Genomic DNA, 19,715 nt, shown 5'->3' with positions numbered 1-19,715 from the left:
ATCAAACATTTATTTCACAGCTAAGCTGTAAGGGTGGACACATTAGAACGCTATGCACCCAATGAGAACCTGCGACGCGACGAGGCAGCTTGGCGCGCCGCCAACATCGGCTGGCACTTCGCAGAAGTCGAGCTTGATCTGCGCAACGCCACCGACGCGGCGGAGACCTCCTTCGCCGCGGTGACGACGCTGAATTTCTCGGCGGCCTCCCCCGAAACCTTCATCGACTACATACACGAGTCGATCCAGAGCATTGTGCTCAACGGGTCCGAAATCCCGGTGGCCGATGCGGTGCTCGACGCGCGCATCTATCTGCGCGGATTGCGCACCGACGCGCCGAATACCGTGCGGATCACCGGACGCTCGAGCTATTCCCGCTCCGGCGAGGGCTTGCACCGCTTTGTGGATCCGCAAGACGGGCAGACCTATCTCTACACGCAGTTCGAGCCCTCCGAGGCGCGCCGCGTCTTCGCCTGTTTCGAACAGCCGGATCTGAAGACCAGCTACCGCTTCACCCTCACCGGCCCGGAAGGCTGGCATCTGGCCAGCAACCAGCAGGTCCTCGACGAGGTCAGCAATGGCGACGGCAGCAAAACCGTATCCTGCGCGCCGACCGCTCCGATCTCCAGCTACATCACCGCGGTGCTCGCCGGCCCCTACCATGTGGTGCGCGGAACGCACCTGCAGAAACTGGCCGACGGCGAAGAGCTGAGCATCGAGATGGCGGCCACCTGCCGCGCCTCGCTGGCCGAGCACTTCGACGGCGAAGAGATCCTGAAGCTGACCAGCCAGGGCCTGGAGTACTTCCACGAACTATTCGACTTCCCCTACCCCTGGGGCAAATACGATTCGGCCTTCGTCCCCGAATACAATCTGGGCGCCATGGAAAACCCCGGACTGGTGACCTTCACCGAACGCTATGTCTTCACCTCGCAGGCCACCGAGGCCCAGCATGAGCAGCGCGCCAACACCCTGATGCATGAGATGGCACACATGTGGTTCGGCGACCTGGTCACCATGAAGTGGTGGGATGATCTGTGGCTGAAGGAATCCTTCGCGGACTACATCGGCACCCTGGCCAATGACGAGGCCACCGACTTCACCACCGCCTGGACCACCTTCGCCGCCCGCCGCAAGGCCTGGGCCTATGTGGCGGACCAAATGCCGACCACCCACCCGATCGTGGCGGATATTCCGGATCTGCTGGCCGCGGACCAGAACTTCGACGGCATCACCTACGCCAAGGGCGCCTCGGTGCTCAAGCAGCTGGCCGCCTTCGTCGGAGCCGAGGCCTTCCGCGATGCGGCGCGCGCCTACTTCCGGCAGCACGCGTACGCCAATACCTCGCTGGAAGACTTCCTGCAGGCCCTGGAAAAGGCCAGCGGGCGCGATATGCGCGGTTGGGCCGATGCCTGGCTGAAGACCAGCGGGGTGCCGAAGCTCGCGGTGCACTATACGGTGAACGAATCGGGCCTGATCACCGCGGCGCAATTGGAGCAGCGCGGGACCGACCCGATCAGCGGCGAGCCGATCATCCGCCCCCACGTGCTGAGCGTGGCCACCTACACGCTGCGCGCCGGCATCCTGGAGCGCACCGAATCCCAGCGCGTGGAACTGCTCGGCGCCAGCGTCGAGCTGGATTTCCTGATCGGCCAGCGCGCCCCGGACCTGCTGCTGCCCAACGACGGTGATGAAACCTATGCGCTGATCGAATTCGATGAGCGCTCGCTGCGGACCCTGCTGGAGCATCTGGGGGCGCTGCGCGATTCCTTGCCGCGCGCCACCTGCTGGGCCTCGCTCTGGGACGCGGTCCGCCAGGGGAAACTCGATGGGCAAAGCTATGTGGCGGCGATTCTGGAGCACGCGAACACCATCGAGGACTCGGGGGTGTTCTCGGTGCTACTGGACCAGCTGGCCACCTCGATCTCCAAGTATGTCGCCCCGGAACTTCGCGCGGCGCTGCGCGAGCAGGCGGCTCGGGTGCTCACCGGTTGGCTCACGGAATTCGCCTCCGGCAGCGACCAGCAAACCACCACCGCGCGCATGCTGGCCCGTCTGGCGCGCTCCGGAGTGGCGCCGGAGATCATCGATTCCTTCCTCGCCGAGGAACCGAATCCCTATCGAGTCACCGTCGACGAGCAGCTGCGCTGGGCCAGCTATATTGCCCTCGCGGCCTCCGGCCGGTTGGACTCCGCCGCCCAGGAGCGGATGCATGAGGCGGCGAAGGCCAACCCGACCAGCGTCGCGCAGAACTCGGTGCGCACCGCCCTGGCCGCCCGCCCGGATGCCGCGGTCAAGGAAGCCGCCTTCGACACGGTGCTGATGAGCCACGACGACAACGGTTCGCTGTCCAATGACGCGCTCTCGGCGATCGCCCAAGGTTTCGCCATGGGATCTCCCAGCCTCCTGGCCGACTGCCAGCGGCGCTACTGGGCGGCCATCCTGCCGGTCTTCGAAACGATGAGCATGGAATTCGCCACGCGCGTGATCGAGGGGCTCTATCCGGGCATCCAGGATCTGACCGGCGACCCGGAGCAGAACCCGACACTGCTTGCGGCCAACGCCTGGCTGGAGGCCAACCAGTCGGCGCCGGCCGCCCTGCAACGCATCCTCATCGAGGAACGTGCAGAGCTTCAGCGCAGCCTGCAGGCGCAGTCCTTCAGCCGGATCAGCCGCTAGATTACCCCGGCTTTACGGAACGCGAGCCGTCCAGGCCTCGGTGTCGAATTTCGATTCGGCCAGGTCCTGGGCGGCTTTTCGCGTCTGCTCATCGAGCTGCGCCCGGGTGGCGCCGGTGCGCTTGGCGAAGGTGTCCATCATCGTCGAAATCAGCTGCGAGCGGTTCTGGCTGGTCTGCGACTTGAGCGGATCCACGCGCTTGACCGCCGAGGTGATGCCCTTGTCGGAGATCTTTTCACGACCGATGCGCAGCACCTGGACCATCTTCTGCGCATCGATGTCATAGCTCATGGTCACATGGTGCAGCAGCGCCCCGTTGGCCAGGCGTTTTTGCGCCGCGCCGCCGATCTTCCCGCTGGGCGTGGCGATGTCGTTCAGCGGCTTGTAGTGCGCCTTGATGCCCACTGATTCCAGGGCCTGCATCACCCAGTCATCGAGGAATGGGTAGGAGTCCGCAAAGCTCATGCCGTCCACCAGCGAATCCGGGGCGTACAGCGAATAGGTGATGCAGTTGCCCGCCTCCATGAACATCGCGCCGCCGCCGGAAATACGGCGAACCACCTTAATGCCGTGGTGCTTGGCCTGTTCCATGTCCACCTCGTTGCGCAGGGACTGGAAGGAGCCGATCACCACCGCGGATTCATCCCAATCCCAGAAACGGATGGTGGGTTTGCGCTCCCCCTTGGCGATTTGCCGGGTGAGCACCTCATCCAGGGCTACTTGTTCGGCAACTGGGATGATTTGCGGACCGAGGATTTCCCACTGGTGGTCTTCCCATTTGGTCGCGTGGCCCAGGCTCCGGCGTACCGCACGGGCCACTGCGTCGGCGTCGAAGCCGAACATTACCGCGCCTTCGCGCAGATTCGCGTTGACCGCATCGCGGATGGTGCCGTGGCTGGCTTCGGTGGGCAGCCCCTCCAGTGCTGCGTTGAGGTCTTCGAGGGCTTCGTCCGGCTCCAGGAAGAAGTCGCCATTCACCGAGGCGTTGGCGATCACCCCGTTGACGCTTTCGAGATCTACCACGACCAGCTTGCCGCCGACTACCTTGTATTCGCCATGATGCTTCATGGGACGATTCTATCGTCTCAGGTTGGCGGGGAGTTAAAGAGCAAACGGCGCGAGGGGCGACGAATTGCTCCTTGCCGGCGGTTGCGCACTGCGGCTATTGACCGGCTAGCGCTCCAGCGGAGTCTCCGCCTCCAAGCGGCCGAGCTTGTCCGGGTTCCGCATGGCGAAGATCCGTGCGACCCTGCCTTCCTCCACCAGGCTTATGAGTGAGGGACCGCCTGCTTCATCGTCGATGCGGATGCCCAGGCCCCCGTTGAGCCAGAGAAGCGCGATCTTCGGGTTTTGCGCGGCCTCCGGGAAGAGCCGCAGCAGATTGGCCACCTTCTTGGCACCGTACACCGGCACCCGAACGGCCTGGGCGACGCCGCCGCCGTCGGCGATGAGTATGACGTCGGGGGCCAGCACGTCCATCAGGCCCTGCACATCCCCGGTGGTGACCGCCGCCAGGAAGCTTTCCACGACTTCCCGCTGCTCGCCGCGATCCACGCGCATGCGGGGGGCGCCGGGCGGCCACATGAGAGCGTGCGCGGCTGGCGATCTGGCGCACGGCGGCCGCCGACTTGCCCACGGACTCGGCAATTTCCGCGTAAGGCACGTCGAAGACTTCGCGCAGCACGAATACCGCACGCTCCACGGGGGCGAGCGATTCGAGGATGGTGAGCATGGCGATCGAGACGCTTTCGGCCAGCTCCACGTCCTCGGCGACATCCGGCACGGTGAGCAGGGGCTCGGGCAGCCATTGCCCGACGTAGTCCTCCCGCCGCCTGGACAGCGTGCGCAGGCGGTTGAGCGCCTGGCGGCTGACGGTGCGCACGAGGTAGGCCCGCGGGTCGCGGACGGCCGTGCGGACGCCGGGGTCCAATTCGGCCCAACGGAGCCAGGCTTCCTGCACCACGTCCTCGGCATCCGCCGCGGAGCCGAGCATCTCGTAGGCGACGGTGAAGAGCAGGCCGCGGTGCACGAGGAACGGATCCTGCAGGTCAGCGGCGCCGAGGTTGCTCATGCCGCCTATGCTACTCCGCGGCCGCCGCGCTCCGCGAGCGGTTTCAGCCCGCAGGAATCGGCGAATCCCTCGGATTCGATGCCGAGGGCGACGTTGCTGCGGGTGGTGAGGTTGGCGAAGCCGATGACGCTGGTCAGTTCGACTAGCGCCGGCGCGCCCAATTGCTCGAGCAGCCGTGCCGAGAGTTCGTCGGTCACCGAGACGGGCGTGGCGCTCATGGCCTCTGCATACTCCAGGACGTCGCGCTCCGTCGGAGTGAAGACCTCGGACTCGCGCCAGCACGGGATCTGCCGGGCCTTGTCCAGGTCCAGGCCGTGGTTGTGCGCCATGAAGTAGTTGTAGTCCAGGCACCACGTGCAGCCGATGAAAGAGGCCACGGCCATATGGGCGTAAGACTTCAGCGACTCATCGCAGCTGTCCCACTTCTGCACCTTCTGCCCGATGCCCATGGATGCCTTGAGCACGGGCTTGTTGTGCCACATCACGCCCAGGGATTCCGGGACTTTGCCGAACATCTTCGCGCTGAATTTCTTGATGAGTGCACCGTAGAGACCGGTGATTTCTGTGGCCGGGATCCTGCTGGTCATGACTCCTCCTGCGGGTCGGTTCTGGGTCCTATGACATGAAGACACCGCCCGCGCCGGATCTGTGACACCTCGGCTGCGCAGGCCAATCGACCGGCGGTGTGCTGCCGGTTAAAAAGCAAACGGCGCGATTCCAGTCAAACTGGAATCGCGCCGTTTTAAGCTTGCGAGGGGCGAAGAATTACTTCTTGCCGCCGAAGCCCTTGAAGCGGGCGTTGAAGCGCTCGACACGGCCAGCGGTGTCCATGATGCGCTGCTTACCGGTGTAGAACGGGTGCGATGCAGCCGAAATTTCGACGTCGATCACTGGGTAGGTGTTGCCATCTGCCCACTCGATGGTCTTGTCCGACGAACGGGTCGAACGGGTCAGGAACTGCTCGCCGGAAGCCAGGTCGTTGAAGACAACTGGACCGTACTGTGGATGAATATCAGCCTTCATAGCTATACACCTTTTGGTTTATGGCCACTGGATTTTGCCAGCAGCTACTTGCTCGGAAAATTAGCCTGCGACCTCGACCAGGGTCGATACACAGACATTCCATCCTATCCCACAAAACCAAGTTCTGCGAAACTCAATTGCGTGGCGCGGAGCACAGGTGCCAGAAGGCAATGGCGCTGGCCGCGCCGACGTTCAGCGAGGAGACTTCGCGGCGCATCGGGATCATCACCGCCTGGTCAACCAAGGCCAGGGTCTGCTCTGCCACTCCCCTGCCTTCGTTGCCCAGGATCATCGCAAATTTCTTTCCTTCGGTCATCTCGACCTCGTTGAGCGCCACCGCGTCCTCGGTCAGTTCCATGGCCAGCATCGTGTAGCCATGGTCCTTGAGGATCGCGATATCCTCTGGCCAGGAGTTCAGCCGCACCCAGGGCAGGTCGAAGACGGTGCCCATGGACACGCGCGCGCTGCGCCGATACCAGGGGTCTACGCACTTCGGGGTGATCAGCACCGCGTCGACGCCCAGTCCGGAGGCCGAGCGCAGGATCGCGCCGAGATTGGTGTGGTCGGCGATGTCTTCGAGGATCGCGATCCGCGAGCTGGCGGTGAGCACCTGGCCCAGGTCCAGCGGTGCCGGACGGTTCATCGAGGCCATCGCGCCGCGGTGCAGGTGGAAGCCGACCAGGTCCTGCAGCTGCCGGTCGTTGCCGATGAAGATCGGCACCTCGGGGAAGCGTTCGAACTCTTCGGCCAGCTGGTCCAGGTGCTTTTCGGCCAGCAGGAAGCTGCGCGGCACGTGGCCGGCGTTGATGGCGCGAGTGACCACCGTGGTGCTTTCGGCGATGTACAGGCCGTTTTCCACGTCGGTGCGCATGCGCAGGTGGGCTTCGGAGAGGCGCAGGTATTCGTCCAAACGCGCATCCTCATGCAGATCTTCGACCCGCAGGATGCGTTCGGGGTTGGTGATCTCAGGCACCGGCTACCAGCTTGTAGAGCATATTCGCCAAGGCGACGACGCCGAGGATGACGATGACCAGGCGCAGCCATCCCGGGGAGAGCTTGCGTCCCACCTTCGCGCCGATGAACCCGCCGATCAGCGAGCCGACGGCGATCAGCAGGACGATCAGCCAGTGGATGCGTTCCGGTGCGATCAGCAGGTAAATCCCGGCGGCGACGAGGTTCACGAGCAGCGAAAGGATCACCTTGATGGCGTTGGACTGCTGCAGGGAAGCCTGCAGGAAGACTCCGAAGACCGCCATGAGCAGCACGCCCTGGGCGGCGGTGAAGTATCCGCCGTAGACGCCGATGACAAAGACCAGCACGTAGAGGATCAGCGGGATCTTCGCGCGGTCCGCGTCGTCCGGGTCGCTTCCGCCGCGCTGTGCTTGCCGGGTTTTGGCCCAGGCGGCGAGCTTCGGCTGGTAGATGACCAGCACCAAGGCGCAGAGCAGCAGCACCGGGGCGACCACACCGAACACCGATTCGGGCAGGTTCAGCAGCAGCAGCGAACCGATCAGTCCGCCGATCAGGGAGACCGGCACCAGTTTCAGCAGGGTCTTCTTCACGCTGGCCGCTTCGCGGCGGTAGCCCCAGGCGCCGGAGAAGCCGCCGGCGATCAGGCCCATGGCGTTGGAGACCACCGCGTTGACCGGGGTGATTCCCAATGCGACCAGGATGGGGAAGGTCACCAGCGTGCCCGACCCCACCACCGTGTTGATGGTTCCCGCCCACAGGCCGCCGAGCAGGATTAACGCTTCACGCCAAAATTCGATCACAGTTCAGCGCGTCCTTAGCCTTGGCGGCGCGCGACGGCGGAGTAGCGGCCGGCGTCTTCGCGCATGCTCAGCTCCATCCCGTAGGTTGCCTTGAGGTTTTCCTCGGTCAGGGTGGAGGCGATTTCGCCCGAGGCAACCACTTCGCCGTCCTTGAGCATCAAGATGTGGGTGAAGCCTGGCGGTATTTCCTCGAGGTGGTGGGTCACCAGCACCAGGGCCGGCGAGTCTTCATCGGCGGCCAGCTCGGTGAGCTTGGTCACCAGTTCTTCGCGCCCGGCGAGATCCAGGCCTGCGGCTGGTTCGTCGAGAATCAGCAGTTCCGGGTCGGTCATCAGCGCACGGGCGATGAGTACGCGCTTGCGCTCGCCTTCGGACAGCTTGCCAAATGGCTGGTTCATGAAGGTGGACATGCCCCACTGGTGGAGCATGGAGAAGGCACGGCGCTCGTCGAGACGTTCGTACTTCTCGCGCCAGCGCCCGGTCATCCCGTAGGCGGCGGTGAGAACCACGTTCAGCGCGGTCTCGTTGCCAGGAATGGCGTTGGCGACCAGTGCCGAGCTCAAACCGATCAACGGCCGCAATTCGAAGACGTCGACCTTGCCCAGGGTTTCGCCCAAAATGCCCGCGGTGCCGCGGGTGGGGTGCAGACGGGTGGCTGCAATGTTCATCAGGGTCGACTTGCCGGCGCCGTTGGGGCCCAGCACGATCCACCGCTGGCCTTCTGTGACTTCCCAGGACACGTCTTTGAGCAGGTTTTTACCCCCGCGCATCACGCTGACATCGTTGAAAGTTAGCACTTCGCTCATGGTTTTTAAGCCTAGACTTTCGTTCTCTGATTCACTAATTGAAAACACCGTGGTTGATGTGGAATAAGACTCCACGCGCCCGTGGTGGACCGGCCGAGCGCCGAATAGCAGTCCAGCCGTGGCGGGTACCCCGCTTGTCAAGGAAGCGGATCACCGGCAGGCTTCCCGCTGAGTGCGCGGCGAGAAGCGAACCCGGCACCGCGCAGTTTCTCGCTTCCATCAGGTCTGCCGGCACATTGGCCATCCGAAACTCATTGAGCCAACGTTTACAAGTGCATTGGCTCTACCGCCAGCGGAAAGGAACCGACCGTCATGTTTGGTCGTACTTGGCTCCAGAGACGAAAATAGTTTCATGGCTTCAACTTTGACCCTCGTCTCCCGCCCGGCACTACCCCGCGAAACTTTCGATTCGCTCATCGACCATTTGGGCCAGGCAATGTCCCTTCCCGCCGACGCCGCCTTTGTCGTGCAGCATTCAGCCGAGCGCATGGTGGCAAGGGTGCGCATCGAGAATGCTGATTCGACCGCATTGCGAATCGCGGCGCAAGAGGCCTTTGACGCCTACGTCGCAACCGGTGCGCTTGCGGCTGCGGACGCCTGCGTGACCGTGGTGGATTCCGCGCTGACCGATGCGCCGCGCATGCTGCTGCTGATGGATGTCGATTCAACCCTGATCAAGCAGGAAGTCATCGAATTGCTTGCGGCCCATGCCGGGCGCGAGGAGGAGGTCGCCGCGGTCACCGAAGCTGCGATGCGCGGGGAATTGGACTTCGCCCAATCGCTGGTTCAGCGTGTGGCCACACTCAAAGACCTGCCGGAAACCGTCTTGAGCGAAGTCATTGCGCGCGTGGTCTACTCCGACGGCGCACGCGAACTGGTGCAGCGCTTCCATGCAGCCGGGCACCTGGTCGGCGTGGTCTCCGGCGGATTCCAACAGATCCTGGACCCCTTGGCGGCAAAGCTCAAGCTGGACCACGCGCTGGCAAATACCCTGGGCATCACCGCGGGCCTGCTCGACGGCACCGTGCATGGCCAGATCGTGGATCGCGCCATGAAGGAAAAGATGCTGCGCGCCTGGGCGGCCGAACACGGCATCGGCATGGAGGCAACCATCGCCGCCGGGGACGGTGCCAACGATTTGGACATGGTCAACGCCGCAGGGCTGGGGGTGGCCTTCAACGCGAAGCCGGCGCTGCGGGAGCAAGCGGGCGCGCGCATCGATTTTGGCCGCCTGGATGTGATCGCCGACCTAGTATTGGATGACCTGGCGGCCTGAAATCCAACAACTCGATAACAATTCAGGCGATTGCTCACACAACACCGCGTGTCGGTTGCTCCACCCGTTAGTATTTCTTTTGGTGCATTGCTGTACTTGGAAGTAATAATTCACGTACCGTGCCCGACCCCAATCGCTTTTCGAAAGAGCTAACAGACAAGTGCAGACTCCCTCCCCGGACAGTTCATCCTCACCCTCCGCTCGCAACGGTTCCAAGGGCAAGGCCAAGAGCAAGGCCAAGCCCTGGATCATTACCGGTTCGTGCGTGGTGGCTGCGGCGGCGCTCTATTTCGGCGGTGCAGCCTTCGTGAGCGCCCAGATCCCGGCTAATACGAGCATCGCCGGGGTGAACATCGGTTCGATGAGCCAGGACGAAGCACGAGCTGCCCTGAGTGAATCCGTGGCGCCCTTGGCGGCTGAGCCCTTCGAGGTCCTGGTAAATGCCCAGAGCTACAAAATTGATCCGGCCAAGGCGGGGCTGACGCTCAACATCGATGACACGGTCGCCGACCTGACCGGATACGAAGCAAACCCGGCCGATCTGCTCGATCGCTTAACCGGAAAATACACCGCCACCGCGAGCATCGACGTAGCCAACGACAAGCTCAACACCGAACTTCAGGCGCTGGCCAAGAAGGCAAACGCCGAGGTCGCCGAGGGAGATATCACCTTCGCCGAGGGCAAGGCAACGCTCGTCGCGCCCGTTGTTGGCGTCGTGTTGAAGCAAGATGAGGCCGCCAGCTTGCTGAGCGAAGAATGGCGCATCGGCGCAGCCGGGATTGAGCTGCCCAGCGAGGTCACCAAGCCGGAGATTTCCCCCGATGCCTTGCAGTCCTTCTATGACGACCAGGTGAAGTCCTTGCTCGCGGACAAGGTCACCCTGACCTCGGATGAAAAGAAGGTCGATATTTCGACCGCTTCGATCGCCGCCGCGGCCAGCTACACGCCGAAGGACGGCGCCCCGGCCATCACCCTGGACGACAAGAAGCTCTTTGCCGCGGCGACCAAGAATTCCGAGTTGAGCAGCACGGCCAAGAACGCGCGCATCACGCTGGCAAATGGCAAGCCCACCATCAAGGAATCGGTGACCGGCGTCGCGCTCGAGACCAAGGGCCTGGGCGCCAAGGTACTGGCCGCGACCGAAACCAAGGAGCGCACCGCAAAGGTGGTGCTGAGCGCTTCGGAAGCCGATTTCACCACCGAAGACGCCAAGAAGCTGGGCATCAAGGAAGAGATCGTCGAATTCTCGACCCCCTACCCGACCAATGACACGGTCCGCACCAAGAACCTGCGTGCGGGCTCGGCACGCATCAACGGAACCGTGATCGAGCCCGGGGAGAACTTCTCGCTGCTCAAGGCCCTGGGCCCAATCACCGTGGCCAACGGCTACTTCGGTTCCGGCGTGGTGGTCGACGGCTTCTCCAGTGAAGCGGTTGGCGGAGGCCTGTCGCAGATCTCCACCCAGTTGTACAACGTCGGCTTCCTTGCCGGCTACGACGACGTCACCCACAAGCCGCACTCCCGCTGGTTCGAACGCTACCCGGCGGGGCGCGAAGCCACCCTGTGGGAAGGCTCGGTCGACATGATCTGGAAGAACAACTCCCCCTATGGTGTGATGATCCAGGCCTGGGTATCCGGGGACCGGGTGCACACTCGGCTGTGGAGCACCGATTATTGGAAGGTCTCGCAGAAGAGCTCGGGCAAGTACAACCAGACGAACCCGGAGATCAAGTACAACACCGCCAAGGAATGTGTTTCCGAAAGCGGCGGGCAGAAGGGCTTCACCATCGACATCACGCGCAATCGCACGACGGTTGACGGTTCGAAAACCCTGCCACCGGATGTCAAGAGCTGGACCTACCAGCCATGGCACAAGGTGGTCTGCGGCGAGAAGCCGTAACCGCACAACTTCCCAGGGCGCCTTCTGATTATTCAGGAGGCGCCCTTTTGATCCATCCGGCAGGCGGGAACCAACCATGGGCACAGCATTGGCCGCAGAATTTCTTGGTTTATACGACGAGCAGCTTCGCACCGATGCAGAAACGCCGAGCGCGCTCAACGTGGCACGGCTCGGTCCACTGCGCCTGGTGAGCTTCGCGAAGGGCCGAGGGTTCATCACCTACCCGCACGTTGACCGGGCCAGCGGGATTGATCTTTCCAGCCTAGTTGGCGAGGCATTGACCCACTACGAACTAGCGCCCGAGATCACCCGGGTTGAGTGGAAGACGCGCGGCCACGATCATGCACCCGGACTGCACGACGAGTTGCTAGCCCATGGATTCGTTGCCGAAGAATCCGAGTCCATCATGATTGGGCCGGCAGCGGATCTCGCGGTGGACGTCGAGTTGCCGGCGGGCGTTCGGCTGCGCCAAGTTTCAACCGAGACAGAAGTGCGCGCGATGTGTGCGATGCAGGATGAGGCCTTCGGCGATCCGGTGTCGGAGCATCACGCCGAGGCGGTGTTGCAGCGCCTGGCCACCGATGACGGGATGGAACTCTGGGTTGCCGAAGCCAATGGGCAGATCGTCAGTGCCGGAAGGCTTGAACCCGTTCCCGGAACGCAATTTGCAGGCATCTGGGGCGGCGGAACCCTTGAGCAATGGCGCGGAAGAGGGATCTACCGTGCGCTGACGGCTGCCCGGGCCCGCTCCGCGCTGAAGTTGGGCAAAACGCTGATCCATAGCGACTCTACCGAGTACTCCCGTCCCATCCTCGAACGCTATGGTCTGCTGAAGGTCTCCGCAACCACCCCCTATCAGTGGACATGCTAACCTCAGCGGATTCTTCGCTGGCCAGCCACGACGGCATGCCCCCTCGATAGGATGCTTAAAAAGCCTGTTGCCCGCCCCCAACTATGGGGGCGGGCAACAGGCTTTGGAGTTGATCAGCTGATCAGCAGGTAGTTACTGGCCTGCCTGCTTCAGGAAGTCCTCGGCGCCGCCAACGTACTCGGTGTGACCGGTTTCCACCTCGGCGAAGACCATCTTGGCAACCTCGGCGCCGAATTCCTCGACGGAGTACAGCTTGCCGGCGGCCTCGCGGCGGGCCTCGATGGCGCCTGGTTCTACGCGGTTGAGCAGGGTCGCGGTGATGGTGCCCTCGATCATGTCGCCGGAGACGACAACGAAGTCGATATTCTTCTCGGCCAGCCTCGGGATGAACTCGCGCAAGGCGTCTTCACCCGCACGCTTGGACTGCGCGACTTGGTCGTAGGCATCCATGGTGGAGACCTGCTTGATGAAGTGCGCCTGGTGGCTGGTCACGAAGACCACGCGGCCGCCCTCGCTCAGCTTTGGCAGGGCCGCCTCGAGCATTGCGACCTGCGCGTCACGGTTCAAGCGCAGCGCGTAGTTCTCCCCCATGGAGGTTTCCATGCCGCCGGAGGCGTTCAGCACCAGCACGTCGAGGGAACCGAAGTTTTCGACCGCTGCGTCAACCAGGGCCTGCGGGCCTTCGACGGTGGTGAGGTCAGAGCCGACGGCGACAGCCTTGCCGCCTTTTTCCTCGATGGTGCTCACGATCTTGTTGGCTCGTGGCGCCTTGGCGCGGTAGTTGATCACCACGCCGACACCCTGTTCGGCGAGGATCTGTGCGGTGACAGCGCCGATGCCGCGGGATGAACCGGTGACAATTGCACCCTTGTATTCGCTCAACTTTTCTTACTCCTTAGGATGATTGAAGATTGGGGGTAGTTCTAGTGGCCCATGCCCAGGCCGCCATCGACCGGGATCACGGCACCGGAGATGTAGGCCGCTTCGTCGCTGGCAACCCAGCGGACCACGTTGGCTACCTCTTCGGGTTCGGCGAAGCGGTTGGCCGGGATGGACTGCAGGTATGACTTCTGGGTTTCTTCCGGAAGCACGGCGGTCATTTCGGTATTGATGAAGCCCGGGGCGACCACGTTGGCGGTGATATTGCGCGAACCCAGCTCGCGGGTCAGCGAACGGGCGATACCCACCAGTCCGGCCTTGGACGCGGCGTAGTTGATCTGGCCCGGCGAGCCGTAGAGCCCCACCACCGAGGAGATGAGCACTATGCGCCCACGCTTCAGGCGCAGCATGCCCTTGGTTGCGCGTTTGATCACACGGAAGGCGCCGGTCAGGTTCGTATCGATCACCGAGGTGAAGTCGTCTTCGCTCATGCGCAACAGGAGGGTGTCTTTGGTAACACCGGCGTTTGCGACGAGCACCTCGACCGGGCCGTGAGCCGCTTCGACCTCTTTGAAGGCCGCGTCGATCGACTCCGCGTCGGTGACGTCCGCCTTCACGCCCAGCAGCCCGGCAGGCACCTCTCCGCTGCGGTAGGTGATCGCTACCTTGTCGCCGTTGGCTTCAAAGGAACGCGCAATGGCTAGGCCGATTCCGCGGTTTCCGCCGGTGACCAGTACGCTGCGGCCGTTGGTGGTATCCGTGCTCAATGTATTTCTCCATCCATGCTTCTCCTGCACACCGTCCGTTTGCGGGCGAAGGATCAGGCACTTTGCTTAGGTCAGTAGCTACTCTGAGAACAATCCTATTAGCTACCCCGCAGTATTACCGCTTCGACGGCATGTAGAAATTCGGTTCTCACAGGCTCAAGTGAGAGAATAGGGGCAGAAATAACCCCGTTGAGCGAAGTTCGAAAGCCATGTCACACCAGCACTCGAACCCCGGTCCCAAGGACCAGCCGGTTCATCGCATTACCGAAGCGCACGAGTCCCATAGCTCCGAGCGCGATCTGCGTGTACGCAAATACACGATATCCATGACCGTGCGCATGGTGTGCTTCATTCTGGCTTTCTTTTTTGAGGGCTGGATTCGCTGGGTCATGCTGGCCGGGGCGATCGTTCTTCCTTATATCGCGGTGGTCATTGCGAACGGCGGTGCAGATCTGACCAAGCGTGAGCCGCCGGCGGAGTTCTTCACGGGCACCGAACCGGAACAGCTTGAAAACAAGGTCCAGGCCACCGGGGTCGAGGAACCAGAAGTGGTCATCATCGACGGCACACTCGTCGAGCCGGCCCCGCCAACCGAGACTCCGAAGGAGGCGTAGATGGATCTGTTGGGTTCGCTTGGTGGCGCAAATTCCGCCCCGGCCCCGGTGCAGTGCTCCCGCAAGGGATGCCGCCTGCCGGCCGAATATCAGCTTTTGTGGAATAACCCCAAAATCCACACCCCGGAACGACGCAAGATCTGGTTGGCCTGCCAGGAGCATCGCGAATGGCTGGAGACCTACCTCAAGGAACGCTTGCTCTATAAGGAAACTCTGCCAATGGGCGAAGGAGCCAATCAGTAAATGTACCGTTTTTTGGCCAGCACCCGCTGGGTGGGCTGGTTGCTGCTCGTCGTGATCTTCGCCGCCGCCTGCACGGGCCTCGGCAAGTGGCAGGCTGATCGCCGCGCCGAGGTGCTCACCGCGATCACCCACGTGAACAACAACTACGATGCCGAACCGGTCTCCGGGAATGCGGCCCTGGCGAAGTTCGACGCGCTGCCCGAAGAAGATACCTGGATGACGGTGAAGCTCACCGGCCGGTACCTCGCCGAGGACACACGTATCGTGCGCAACCGCATCAAGGCGGCCCGTCCGGGCTATGAGGTGCTGGTGCCTTTCCGCACCGGAAGCGGCGCCACGGTCATTATCGACCGCGGCTACCTGCCCATCGGCAACTCCGAAAACGGTCGCCCCGATGAGGTCCCGGCTCCCCCAACGGGCACCGTCACGCTGGAGGCTCGGCTGAAGCCAACCGAAGTCGAACTGGATCGTGGTGCCCCCGAGGGCCAGCTAGCCTCCATCTTCCTGCCGGGCTATGCCGCGGATCTTGGCTACCCAATCGCCGAAGGCGCCTACGGCATCATGTACGCGGAAGATCCGGCGCCGGCCACGACGCCGCTTGCGCTGGACAAGCCAGACACCGATGAAGGCCCGCACCTGTCCTACTCCTACCAGTGGTACGCCTTCGGCGTGCTTGCCTTCGTCGGCTTCTGGTATGCGGTGAAGCAACAGCGAAAGATCAACGCCGAAGACGCCGCCGAGCTGGCCGAGGCGAAGGCACTGGGCTTCGACGAACCGGTGCACCGGGTGCGCAAGCTGCGCGCAAAGCAGGAGAAGAAGTTCAGGCGCGACGGTTCGCTGACCGACGAGGCCTACGAGGACGCGATGCTCGATGAACCGCGCGACGCCGGCTCCTCCAGCGAATCGCGCTGAGTACAGCAAAACTTCAGACCCTAACCGGAACTCGGTTAGGGTCAGTTGTTTCAGCTGAGAATCTGCCCCCAAGCGAGGTGCGTCGGCATCTTGGATCAGCCCCCCGGGTTGCTGCTTGCGTCCAGGGATCGTCTCCACATCGCAGGCTGGTATCCGAGCTCCAACGAGATATCTCGGTGCCCTAGCCATTTCGCCAGTGATTTAGCGACCCGGAATATCTTGGAAAATTTTGCCCGGGATTGCGTCAGGCTACCGATAATTTACAAAACGTTGGTTCGGCGGCCGGTTCAAGTCAGTTGAATCTGTTGAATCGCAGGAAGGCGCGGAGCGCTGTGTGCGGAACCAGTCGTTCCGGCAGCTTGCGCTGTCCTATCTTGAGCGGATTGAACCGTACTGCGGTGAGACCAATCTATACCCCCCTGCATTAATTTGCGGTTGGGGCGATTGGGTAACCATCAGAACAGGTTCAAAATTGTGAAGCTACTCCAAATCCAGTGGCTAGAGATTCTGAACAACGAATCAGCTACCGTGATGGTCGCATCTGATCAACTGACGTTCTTACAATTGGTGAAAACTGTATGCGATTCCGAGAGTGCGGCACGCCAGACGAGTTAGATTGTGAACCTGCTGGAACCGAACAATTTTATAACGGACGATCCACTGCTGCTGAATTAGCTCAGATCTTCGCCGTGCCCAGCTGCAATTTCTTGAAGCGCTGCGAGATGACGCCTAAATGCGGCAGTTCCTGCCGGAGTCGCACGCACCCAAGTACGTGGTTTATTTGCGACATACCCTTTTCGCGGCACAACATAGCCAGTTTTTTGCAGGTAGCTGATCGCTTTGCTAAGGGTTGAATCTTCTGTTTCAATCATGTCCCGCAATGTTGCAAAATCGAATTCTGCGTCTTCTCGCACCGCGGCCATGAGCGAAAACCGAACTGGTGTGAGCAAAGCATCATCCAGTTGGTGTCGTGGATGCTGTTTCTCATTCTCTCCGCCGCTCATGATCGTTGCTTGCTAAGTAACGCGCCGAGAGCCATGGGAAGCGCAACAACGATCGCGCTTACGACTCCAACTACAGGAGAGTCCCATGTCGTGCGTATAGCGACCAGCATGGACAACTGGTACAAGAAAAACGACAATCCGAAAGCGAACCACTCTTGATCTCTCCAGTGGGCACCGAGTTTGACCAATCCTCTGCTGGAGGCACCTAAAATGACCAGCGCCAACATTAACATGCTCATTACGAACTGGGCGAGAGCGAACCAGGAAAAATAGAGCGAGAAAATCGCGATTCCTAAGTAGAGGGCCGCTGCGAGAGTGCCAAGCCGAGTACGGAGGTTCAGCGGCGCGAGATTCCATGCTCTGCGACTCTGCTGCACCTGGTTCCCGGTGCGCCGGCGCCCGGCCAACGTGCTCGCAGCCATCGGTAAGACTATGAGCGCTGCGGTTACAAGACACATCCACCACGGTATGGCGATTCCCAACATACTTGCAGTCGGCAATGCCGCAAATAAAAGGACGGCGAATAAGACACTAACCAACTTGCGACCTTTCAACACAATAACTGCTGAGGCCGATTCCCGATGATTAGCACCCTGAATCAATAACGTGTACATAAGCATGGGCAGGATTAGCAATGTCGCACATAGCCGCCCGGCGTATGCATCCGAAATGCCAAGATGCCCTAGAGGTCCGGTAAATACCAACAGAAAAGTTGCTATATATGTAAAGAACACCGCCGGTTTCCATTTGCTACGGGCGGACTGGAGGTTCTGGGCCACTAGTTCCTGTGTGCGAGCATCTACCCGTTTGGCCTCCTCCAGCATTCGAGCGGCAGTCTTCGGGTCGGGGTGCGGCCACCCATCAAGACCATCGTCAGCAGGTGAACTATCCATACTTCCAAGATAGCAGGAACTTTCTCCTTGGAAAGTGGATATGGATCAGCACTTCAACCGGCTACTTCGAGCCAGAACCTGTTAATTCCGATAGTTTTAGCCAGGTGCTCAAGTTCCCGGAAGCGTGCACCGCCTCCGGATTTTCTAATATCCCCGTCTTTGGACGAATTTTCACGAGCCGACGGCAGACAGTGCAGACTTAACCTCACGGCTGGATATAACACCAAGGGCCGGCACACTGTGCAAGTGTGCCGGCCCGCGATGAATGTGCAGTCGCTGATTTAGGTCAGTGAGACCAATTCCAGGTAGCCGTCGTTGAACAGGTCTTCGTCGCCATCGGGCAAGATGACCACGCGTTCAGGCTTCAGGGCCGACACCGCGCCCTCATCGTGGCTGACCATGACCACGGCACCCGGGAAGGTGGACAGCGCGCCAAGCACCTCTCCGCGCGAGGCGGGGTCGAGGTTGTTAGTCGGCTCATCGAGCAAGAGCACATTCGCGCTGGAAGCCACGATGGTCGCCAGGGCCAGACGGGTCTTCTCGCCGCCGGAGAGCACCCCGGCGGACTTGGACACATCATCGCCGACGAACATGAACGAGCCGAGGATCGAACGCACGTCTGCATCGTTGAGGTGATCGGGCGCGTTGCGGCGCATGTTCTCCAGCACGGTGGCTTCGGTATCCAGGGTGTCGTGCTCCTGGGCGAAGTAGCCGATCTTCAGGCCGTGGCCCGGAACGATCTCACCGGTGTCCGGTTCGGAGACACCGGCCAGCATGCGCAGCAAGGTGGTCTTACCGGCACCGTTCAGGCCCAGGATGACTACCTTGGAACCGCGGTCGATTGCCAAGGACACGTCGGTGAAGATTTCCAGCGAACCATAGGCCTTCGACAGGCCCTCGGCCATCAGCGGGGTCTTGCCGCAAGGGGCAGGATCCGGGAAGCGCAGCGCCGCGACACGATCGTTGGCACGCACATCCTCGAGTCCCGAGAGCATGCGGTCCACACGCTTGAGCATCGACTGGGCGGCGGAGGCACCGGAGGCACGGGCCTTCATCTTGTTGGCCTGCGCCGTCAAGACCGAGGCCTTCTTCTCGATGTTGCCGCGCTCGCGCTTGCGGGCGCGCTCGTCGGTTTCGCGCTGGACCTGGTAGCGCTTCCAATTCATGTTGTAGACATCCACCGTGGCGCGGTTGGCGTCCAGGAAGAGCACCTTGTTCACGGTGGCGTCCAGCAGGCCGGTATCGTGGCTGATCATCAGCACGCCGCCGGCATAATTCTTGATGAAGTCGCGCAGCCAGGTGATGGAGTCGGCGTCCAAGTGGTTGGTCGGCTCGTCAAGCAGCAGCGTTTCGGCGTCCGAGTAGAGGATGCGGGCAAGCTCCACACGGCGGCGCTGACCACCGGAGAGCGTGCTCAACGGCTGGTCCAGGATGCGTTCTGGCAGATCCAGATTCGAACAGATCGCGGCGGCTTCGGATTCTGCGGCATAACCGCCGGCGGCCATGAACTCGGCTTCCAGTCGGTCGTAGCGGCGCATGGCCTTGGCGGAGATGCTGGCGTCTTCGCTGGCCATCTCCTCGCGGTTCTTGGCCAGCTTGTTCAGCACGATATCCAGCCCGCGGGCCGCCAGGATGCGGTCGCGCGCGAGCTGCTCCATGTCCGGAGTCTTCGGGTCCTGCGGCAGGTAGCCGATGGAGCCCTTGTTTGACACGTCGCCGCCGGTTGGCTGGGTTTCCCCGGCCAGAACCTTGGTCATGGTGGTCTTACCGGCACCGTTACGACCCACCAGTCCGATCTTGTCGCCCTTGTCAATCCGGAAGTTTACTTCGTCCATCAGCAAGCGGGCGCCGACGCGTAGCTCAAGGTTGGCTACGGAAATCATATGGTGTGGCCCTTTCGAAACGGGGTAAGGAAAATCTATTGGCCCTATCAAGGGCAACTTTACTATCCTACCGGTCGCCCAGCTGGGTTATGCCTTACTGTGTGCGAATCGACATCGGAAGC

Annotated in this window: 19 protein-coding genes and 1 pseudogene; 7 read left to right on the top strand and 13 right to left on the bottom strand. The window is 61.9% G+C overall.

Going from position 1 to position 19,715, the window contains the following annotated elements; translation table 11 throughout:
- The first annotated feature begins 33 nt into the window (after positions 1-33).
- Positions 34-2,679, top strand: a complete 2,646-nt coding sequence (gene pepN / locus ACT3UA_RS08035; RefSeq protein ID WP_444615915.1) for an aminopeptidase N — start codon at positions 34-36, stop codon at positions 2,677-2,679.
- Positions 2,680-2,691: 12 nt separating this feature from the next.
- On the opposite strand, the gene ACT3UA_RS08030 is transcribed toward pepN, so the two are convergent.
- The 8 genes and pseudogenes from ACT3UA_RS08030 to ACT3UA_RS07995 all read right to left on the bottom strand — a co-directional run bounded on the left by ACT3UA_RS08030 (position 2,692) and on the right by ACT3UA_RS07995 (position 8,351).
- Positions 2,692-3,747 carry a lipoate--protein ligase family protein gene (locus tag ACT3UA_RS08030; protein ID WP_444615913.1) on the bottom strand — a complete coding sequence of 352 codons (1,056 nt, stop codon included), beginning with the start codon at positions 3,745-3,747 and terminating at the stop codon, positions 2,692-2,694.
- Between the two features lie 105 nt (positions 3,748-3,852).
- Entirely contained in the window at positions 3,853-4,239 is a 387-nt protein-coding gene (locus ACT3UA_RS08025; protein ID WP_343252113.1) for a hypothetical protein, read from the bottom strand.
- A gap of 82 nt (positions 4,240-4,321) precedes the next feature.
- A pseudogene (locus ACT3UA_RS08020) lies at positions 4,322-4,672 on the bottom strand (sigma-70 family RNA polymerase sigma factor); the annotation flags it as partial.
- 83 nt (positions 4,673-4,755) lie between these two features.
- Positions 4,756-5,337 carry a carboxymuconolactone decarboxylase family protein gene (locus tag ACT3UA_RS08015; RefSeq protein ID WP_096284306.1) on the bottom strand — a complete coding sequence of 194 codons (582 nt, stop codon included), beginning with the start codon at positions 5,335-5,337 and terminating at the stop codon, positions 4,756-4,758.
- Positions 5,338-5,515: 178 nt separating this feature from the next.
- Positions 5,516-5,773, bottom strand: coding sequence for a type B 50S ribosomal protein L31 (locus ACT3UA_RS08010; RefSeq protein ID WP_096284304.1), 258 nt, complete (start codon positions 5,771-5,773; stop codon positions 5,516-5,518).
- Between the two features lie 133 nt (positions 5,774-5,906).
- Positions 5,907-6,746, bottom strand: a complete 840-nt coding sequence (locus ACT3UA_RS08005) for a TrmH family RNA methyltransferase (protein WP_258133437.1) — start codon at positions 6,744-6,746, stop codon at positions 5,907-5,909.
- The gene (locus ACT3UA_RS08000) at positions 6,739-7,545 is read right to left on the bottom strand and encodes a sulfite exporter TauE/SafE family protein (protein WP_096284302.1); all 807 of its coding nucleotides are present in this window, start codon (positions 7,543-7,545) and stop codon (positions 6,739-6,741) included. Before ACT3UA_RS08000 ends, ACT3UA_RS08005 begins: the two co-directional genes overlap by 8 nt.
- A gap of 14 nt (positions 7,546-7,559) precedes the next feature.
- On the bottom strand, positions 7,560-8,351 hold the full coding sequence (locus ACT3UA_RS07995; protein ID WP_444615910.1) for an ABC transporter ATP-binding protein: 792 nt from the start codon (positions 8,349-8,351) through the stop codon (positions 7,560-7,562).
- A 352-nt stretch (positions 8,352-8,703) separates the two neighbouring features.
- Here ACT3UA_RS07995 and serB point away from each other — a divergent pair, with 352 nt between their 5' ends.
- From serB to ACT3UA_RS07980, 3 genes are all read left to right on the top strand, one after another.
- Positions 8,704-9,627, top strand: a complete 924-nt coding sequence (serB, locus tag ACT3UA_RS07990) for a phosphoserine phosphatase SerB (RefSeq protein WP_444615908.1) — start codon at positions 8,704-8,706, stop codon at positions 9,625-9,627.
- Positions 9,628-9,787: 160 nt separating this feature from the next.
- Entirely contained in the window at positions 9,788-11,527 is a 1,740-nt protein-coding gene (locus ACT3UA_RS07985) for a VanW family protein (RefSeq protein WP_096284295.1), read from the top strand.
- Between the two features lie 76 nt (positions 11,528-11,603).
- Positions 11,604-12,398, top strand: a complete 795-nt coding sequence (locus tag ACT3UA_RS07980; protein WP_096284293.1) for a GNAT family N-acetyltransferase — start codon at positions 11,604-11,606, stop codon at positions 12,396-12,398.
- 132 nt (positions 12,399-12,530) lie between these two features.
- Here ACT3UA_RS07980 and ACT3UA_RS07975 read toward each other — a convergent pair whose 3' ends face one another.
- Positions 12,531-13,280 (bottom strand): SDR family oxidoreductase, encoded by a 750-nt coding sequence (locus ACT3UA_RS07975; RefSeq protein WP_096288766.1) that lies wholly within the window; start codon positions 13,278-13,280, stop codon positions 12,531-12,533.
- 41 nt (positions 13,281-13,321) lie between these two features.
- Positions 13,322-14,044 (bottom strand): beta-ketoacyl-ACP reductase, encoded by a 723-nt coding sequence (locus tag ACT3UA_RS07970; protein ID WP_096288768.1) that lies wholly within the window; start codon positions 14,042-14,044, stop codon positions 13,322-13,324.
- A gap of 209 nt (positions 14,045-14,253) precedes the next feature.
- Here ACT3UA_RS07970 and ACT3UA_RS07965 point away from each other — a divergent pair, with 209 nt between their 5' ends.
- The 3 genes from ACT3UA_RS07965 to ACT3UA_RS07955 are packed head-to-tail and all read left to right on the top strand — an operon-like array spanning position 14,254 to position 15,813.
- Positions 14,254-14,658 carry a DUF3099 domain-containing protein gene (locus ACT3UA_RS07965; protein ID WP_444615905.1) on the top strand — a complete coding sequence of 135 codons (405 nt, stop codon included), beginning with the start codon at positions 14,254-14,256 and terminating at the stop codon, positions 14,656-14,658.
- Positions 14,659-14,901, top strand: a complete 243-nt coding sequence (locus ACT3UA_RS07960) for an acetone carboxylase (protein ID WP_096288773.1) — start codon at positions 14,659-14,661, stop codon at positions 14,899-14,901. It begins immediately after the preceding gene.
- Positions 14,902-15,813, top strand: a complete 912-nt coding sequence (locus ACT3UA_RS07955) for an SURF1 family cytochrome oxidase biogenesis protein (protein ID WP_096288775.1) — start codon at positions 14,902-14,904, stop codon at positions 15,811-15,813.
- 671 nt (positions 15,814-16,484) lie between these two features.
- On the opposite strand, the gene ACT3UA_RS07950 is transcribed toward ACT3UA_RS07955, so the two are convergent.
- From ACT3UA_RS07950 to ACT3UA_RS07940, 3 genes are all read right to left on the bottom strand, one after another.
- On the bottom strand, positions 16,485-16,817 hold the full coding sequence (locus ACT3UA_RS07950) for a transcriptional regulator (protein ID WP_096288777.1): 333 nt from the start codon (positions 16,815-16,817) through the stop codon (positions 16,485-16,487).
- On the bottom strand, positions 16,814-17,596 hold the full coding sequence (locus tag ACT3UA_RS07945; RefSeq protein ID WP_141393608.1) for a hypothetical protein: 783 nt from the start codon (positions 17,594-17,596) through the stop codon (positions 16,814-16,816). Before ACT3UA_RS07945 ends, ACT3UA_RS07950 begins: the two co-directional genes overlap by 4 nt.
- Positions 17,597-17,991: 395 nt before the next feature.
- Entirely contained in the window at positions 17,992-19,593 is a 1,602-nt protein-coding gene (locus ACT3UA_RS07940; protein WP_096288781.1) for an ABC-F family ATP-binding cassette domain-containing protein, read from the bottom strand.
- Positions 19,594-19,715 lie beyond the last annotated feature (122 nt).

Source organism: Glutamicibacter sp. 363, assembly GCF_052379505.1.
Taxonomy (GTDB): domain Bacteria; phylum Actinomycetota; class Actinomycetes; order Actinomycetales; family Micrococcaceae; genus Glutamicibacter.
The sequence above is the reverse complement of the archived record's forward strand: the minus strand, read 5'-3'. Positions and strand labels throughout refer to the sequence as shown.

Coding starts and splice junctions, on each gene's coding strand:
- serB (WP_444615908.1), top strand. CDS start 8,704: ATGGCTTCAACTTTGACCCTCGTCTCCCGCCCGGCACTACCCCGCGAA.
- ACT3UA_RS07965 (WP_444615905.1), top strand. CDS start 14,254: ATGTCACACCAGCACTCGAACCCCGGTCCCAAGGACCAGCCGGTTCAT.
- ACT3UA_RS08025 (WP_343252113.1), bottom strand. CDS start 4,239: ATGCGCGTGGATCGCGGCGAGCAGCGGGAAGTCGTGGAAAGCTTCCTG.
- ACT3UA_RS07950 (WP_096288777.1), bottom strand. CDS start 16,817: ATGAGCGGCGGAGAGAATGAGAAACAGCATCCACGACACCAACTGGAT.
- ACT3UA_RS08015 (WP_096284306.1), bottom strand. CDS start 5,337: ATGACCAGCAGGATCCCGGCCACAGAAATCACCGGTCTCTACGGTGCA.
- ACT3UA_RS07980 (WP_096284293.1), top strand. CDS start 11,604: ATGGGCACAGCATTGGCCGCAGAATTTCTTGGTTTATACGACGAGCAG.
- ACT3UA_RS07960 (WP_096288773.1), top strand. CDS start 14,659: ATGGATCTGTTGGGTTCGCTTGGTGGCGCAAATTCCGCCCCGGCCCCG.
- ACT3UA_RS07955 (WP_096288775.1), top strand. CDS start 14,902: ATGTACCGTTTTTTGGCCAGCACCCGCTGGGTGGGCTGGTTGCTGCTC.
- ACT3UA_RS08030 (WP_444615913.1), bottom strand. CDS start 3,747: ATGAAGCATCATGGCGAATACAAGGTAGTCGGCGGCAAGCTGGTCGTG.
- ACT3UA_RS08010 (WP_096284304.1), bottom strand. CDS start 5,773: ATGAAGGCTGATATTCATCCACAGTACGGTCCAGTTGTCTTCAACGAC.
- ACT3UA_RS07940 (WP_096288781.1), bottom strand. CDS start 19,593: ATGATTTCCGTAGCCAACCTTGAGCTACGCGTCGGCGCCCGCTTGCTG.
- ACT3UA_RS07995 (WP_444615910.1), bottom strand. CDS start 8,351: ATGAGCGAAGTGCTAACTTTCAACGATGTCAGCGTGATGCGCGGGGGT.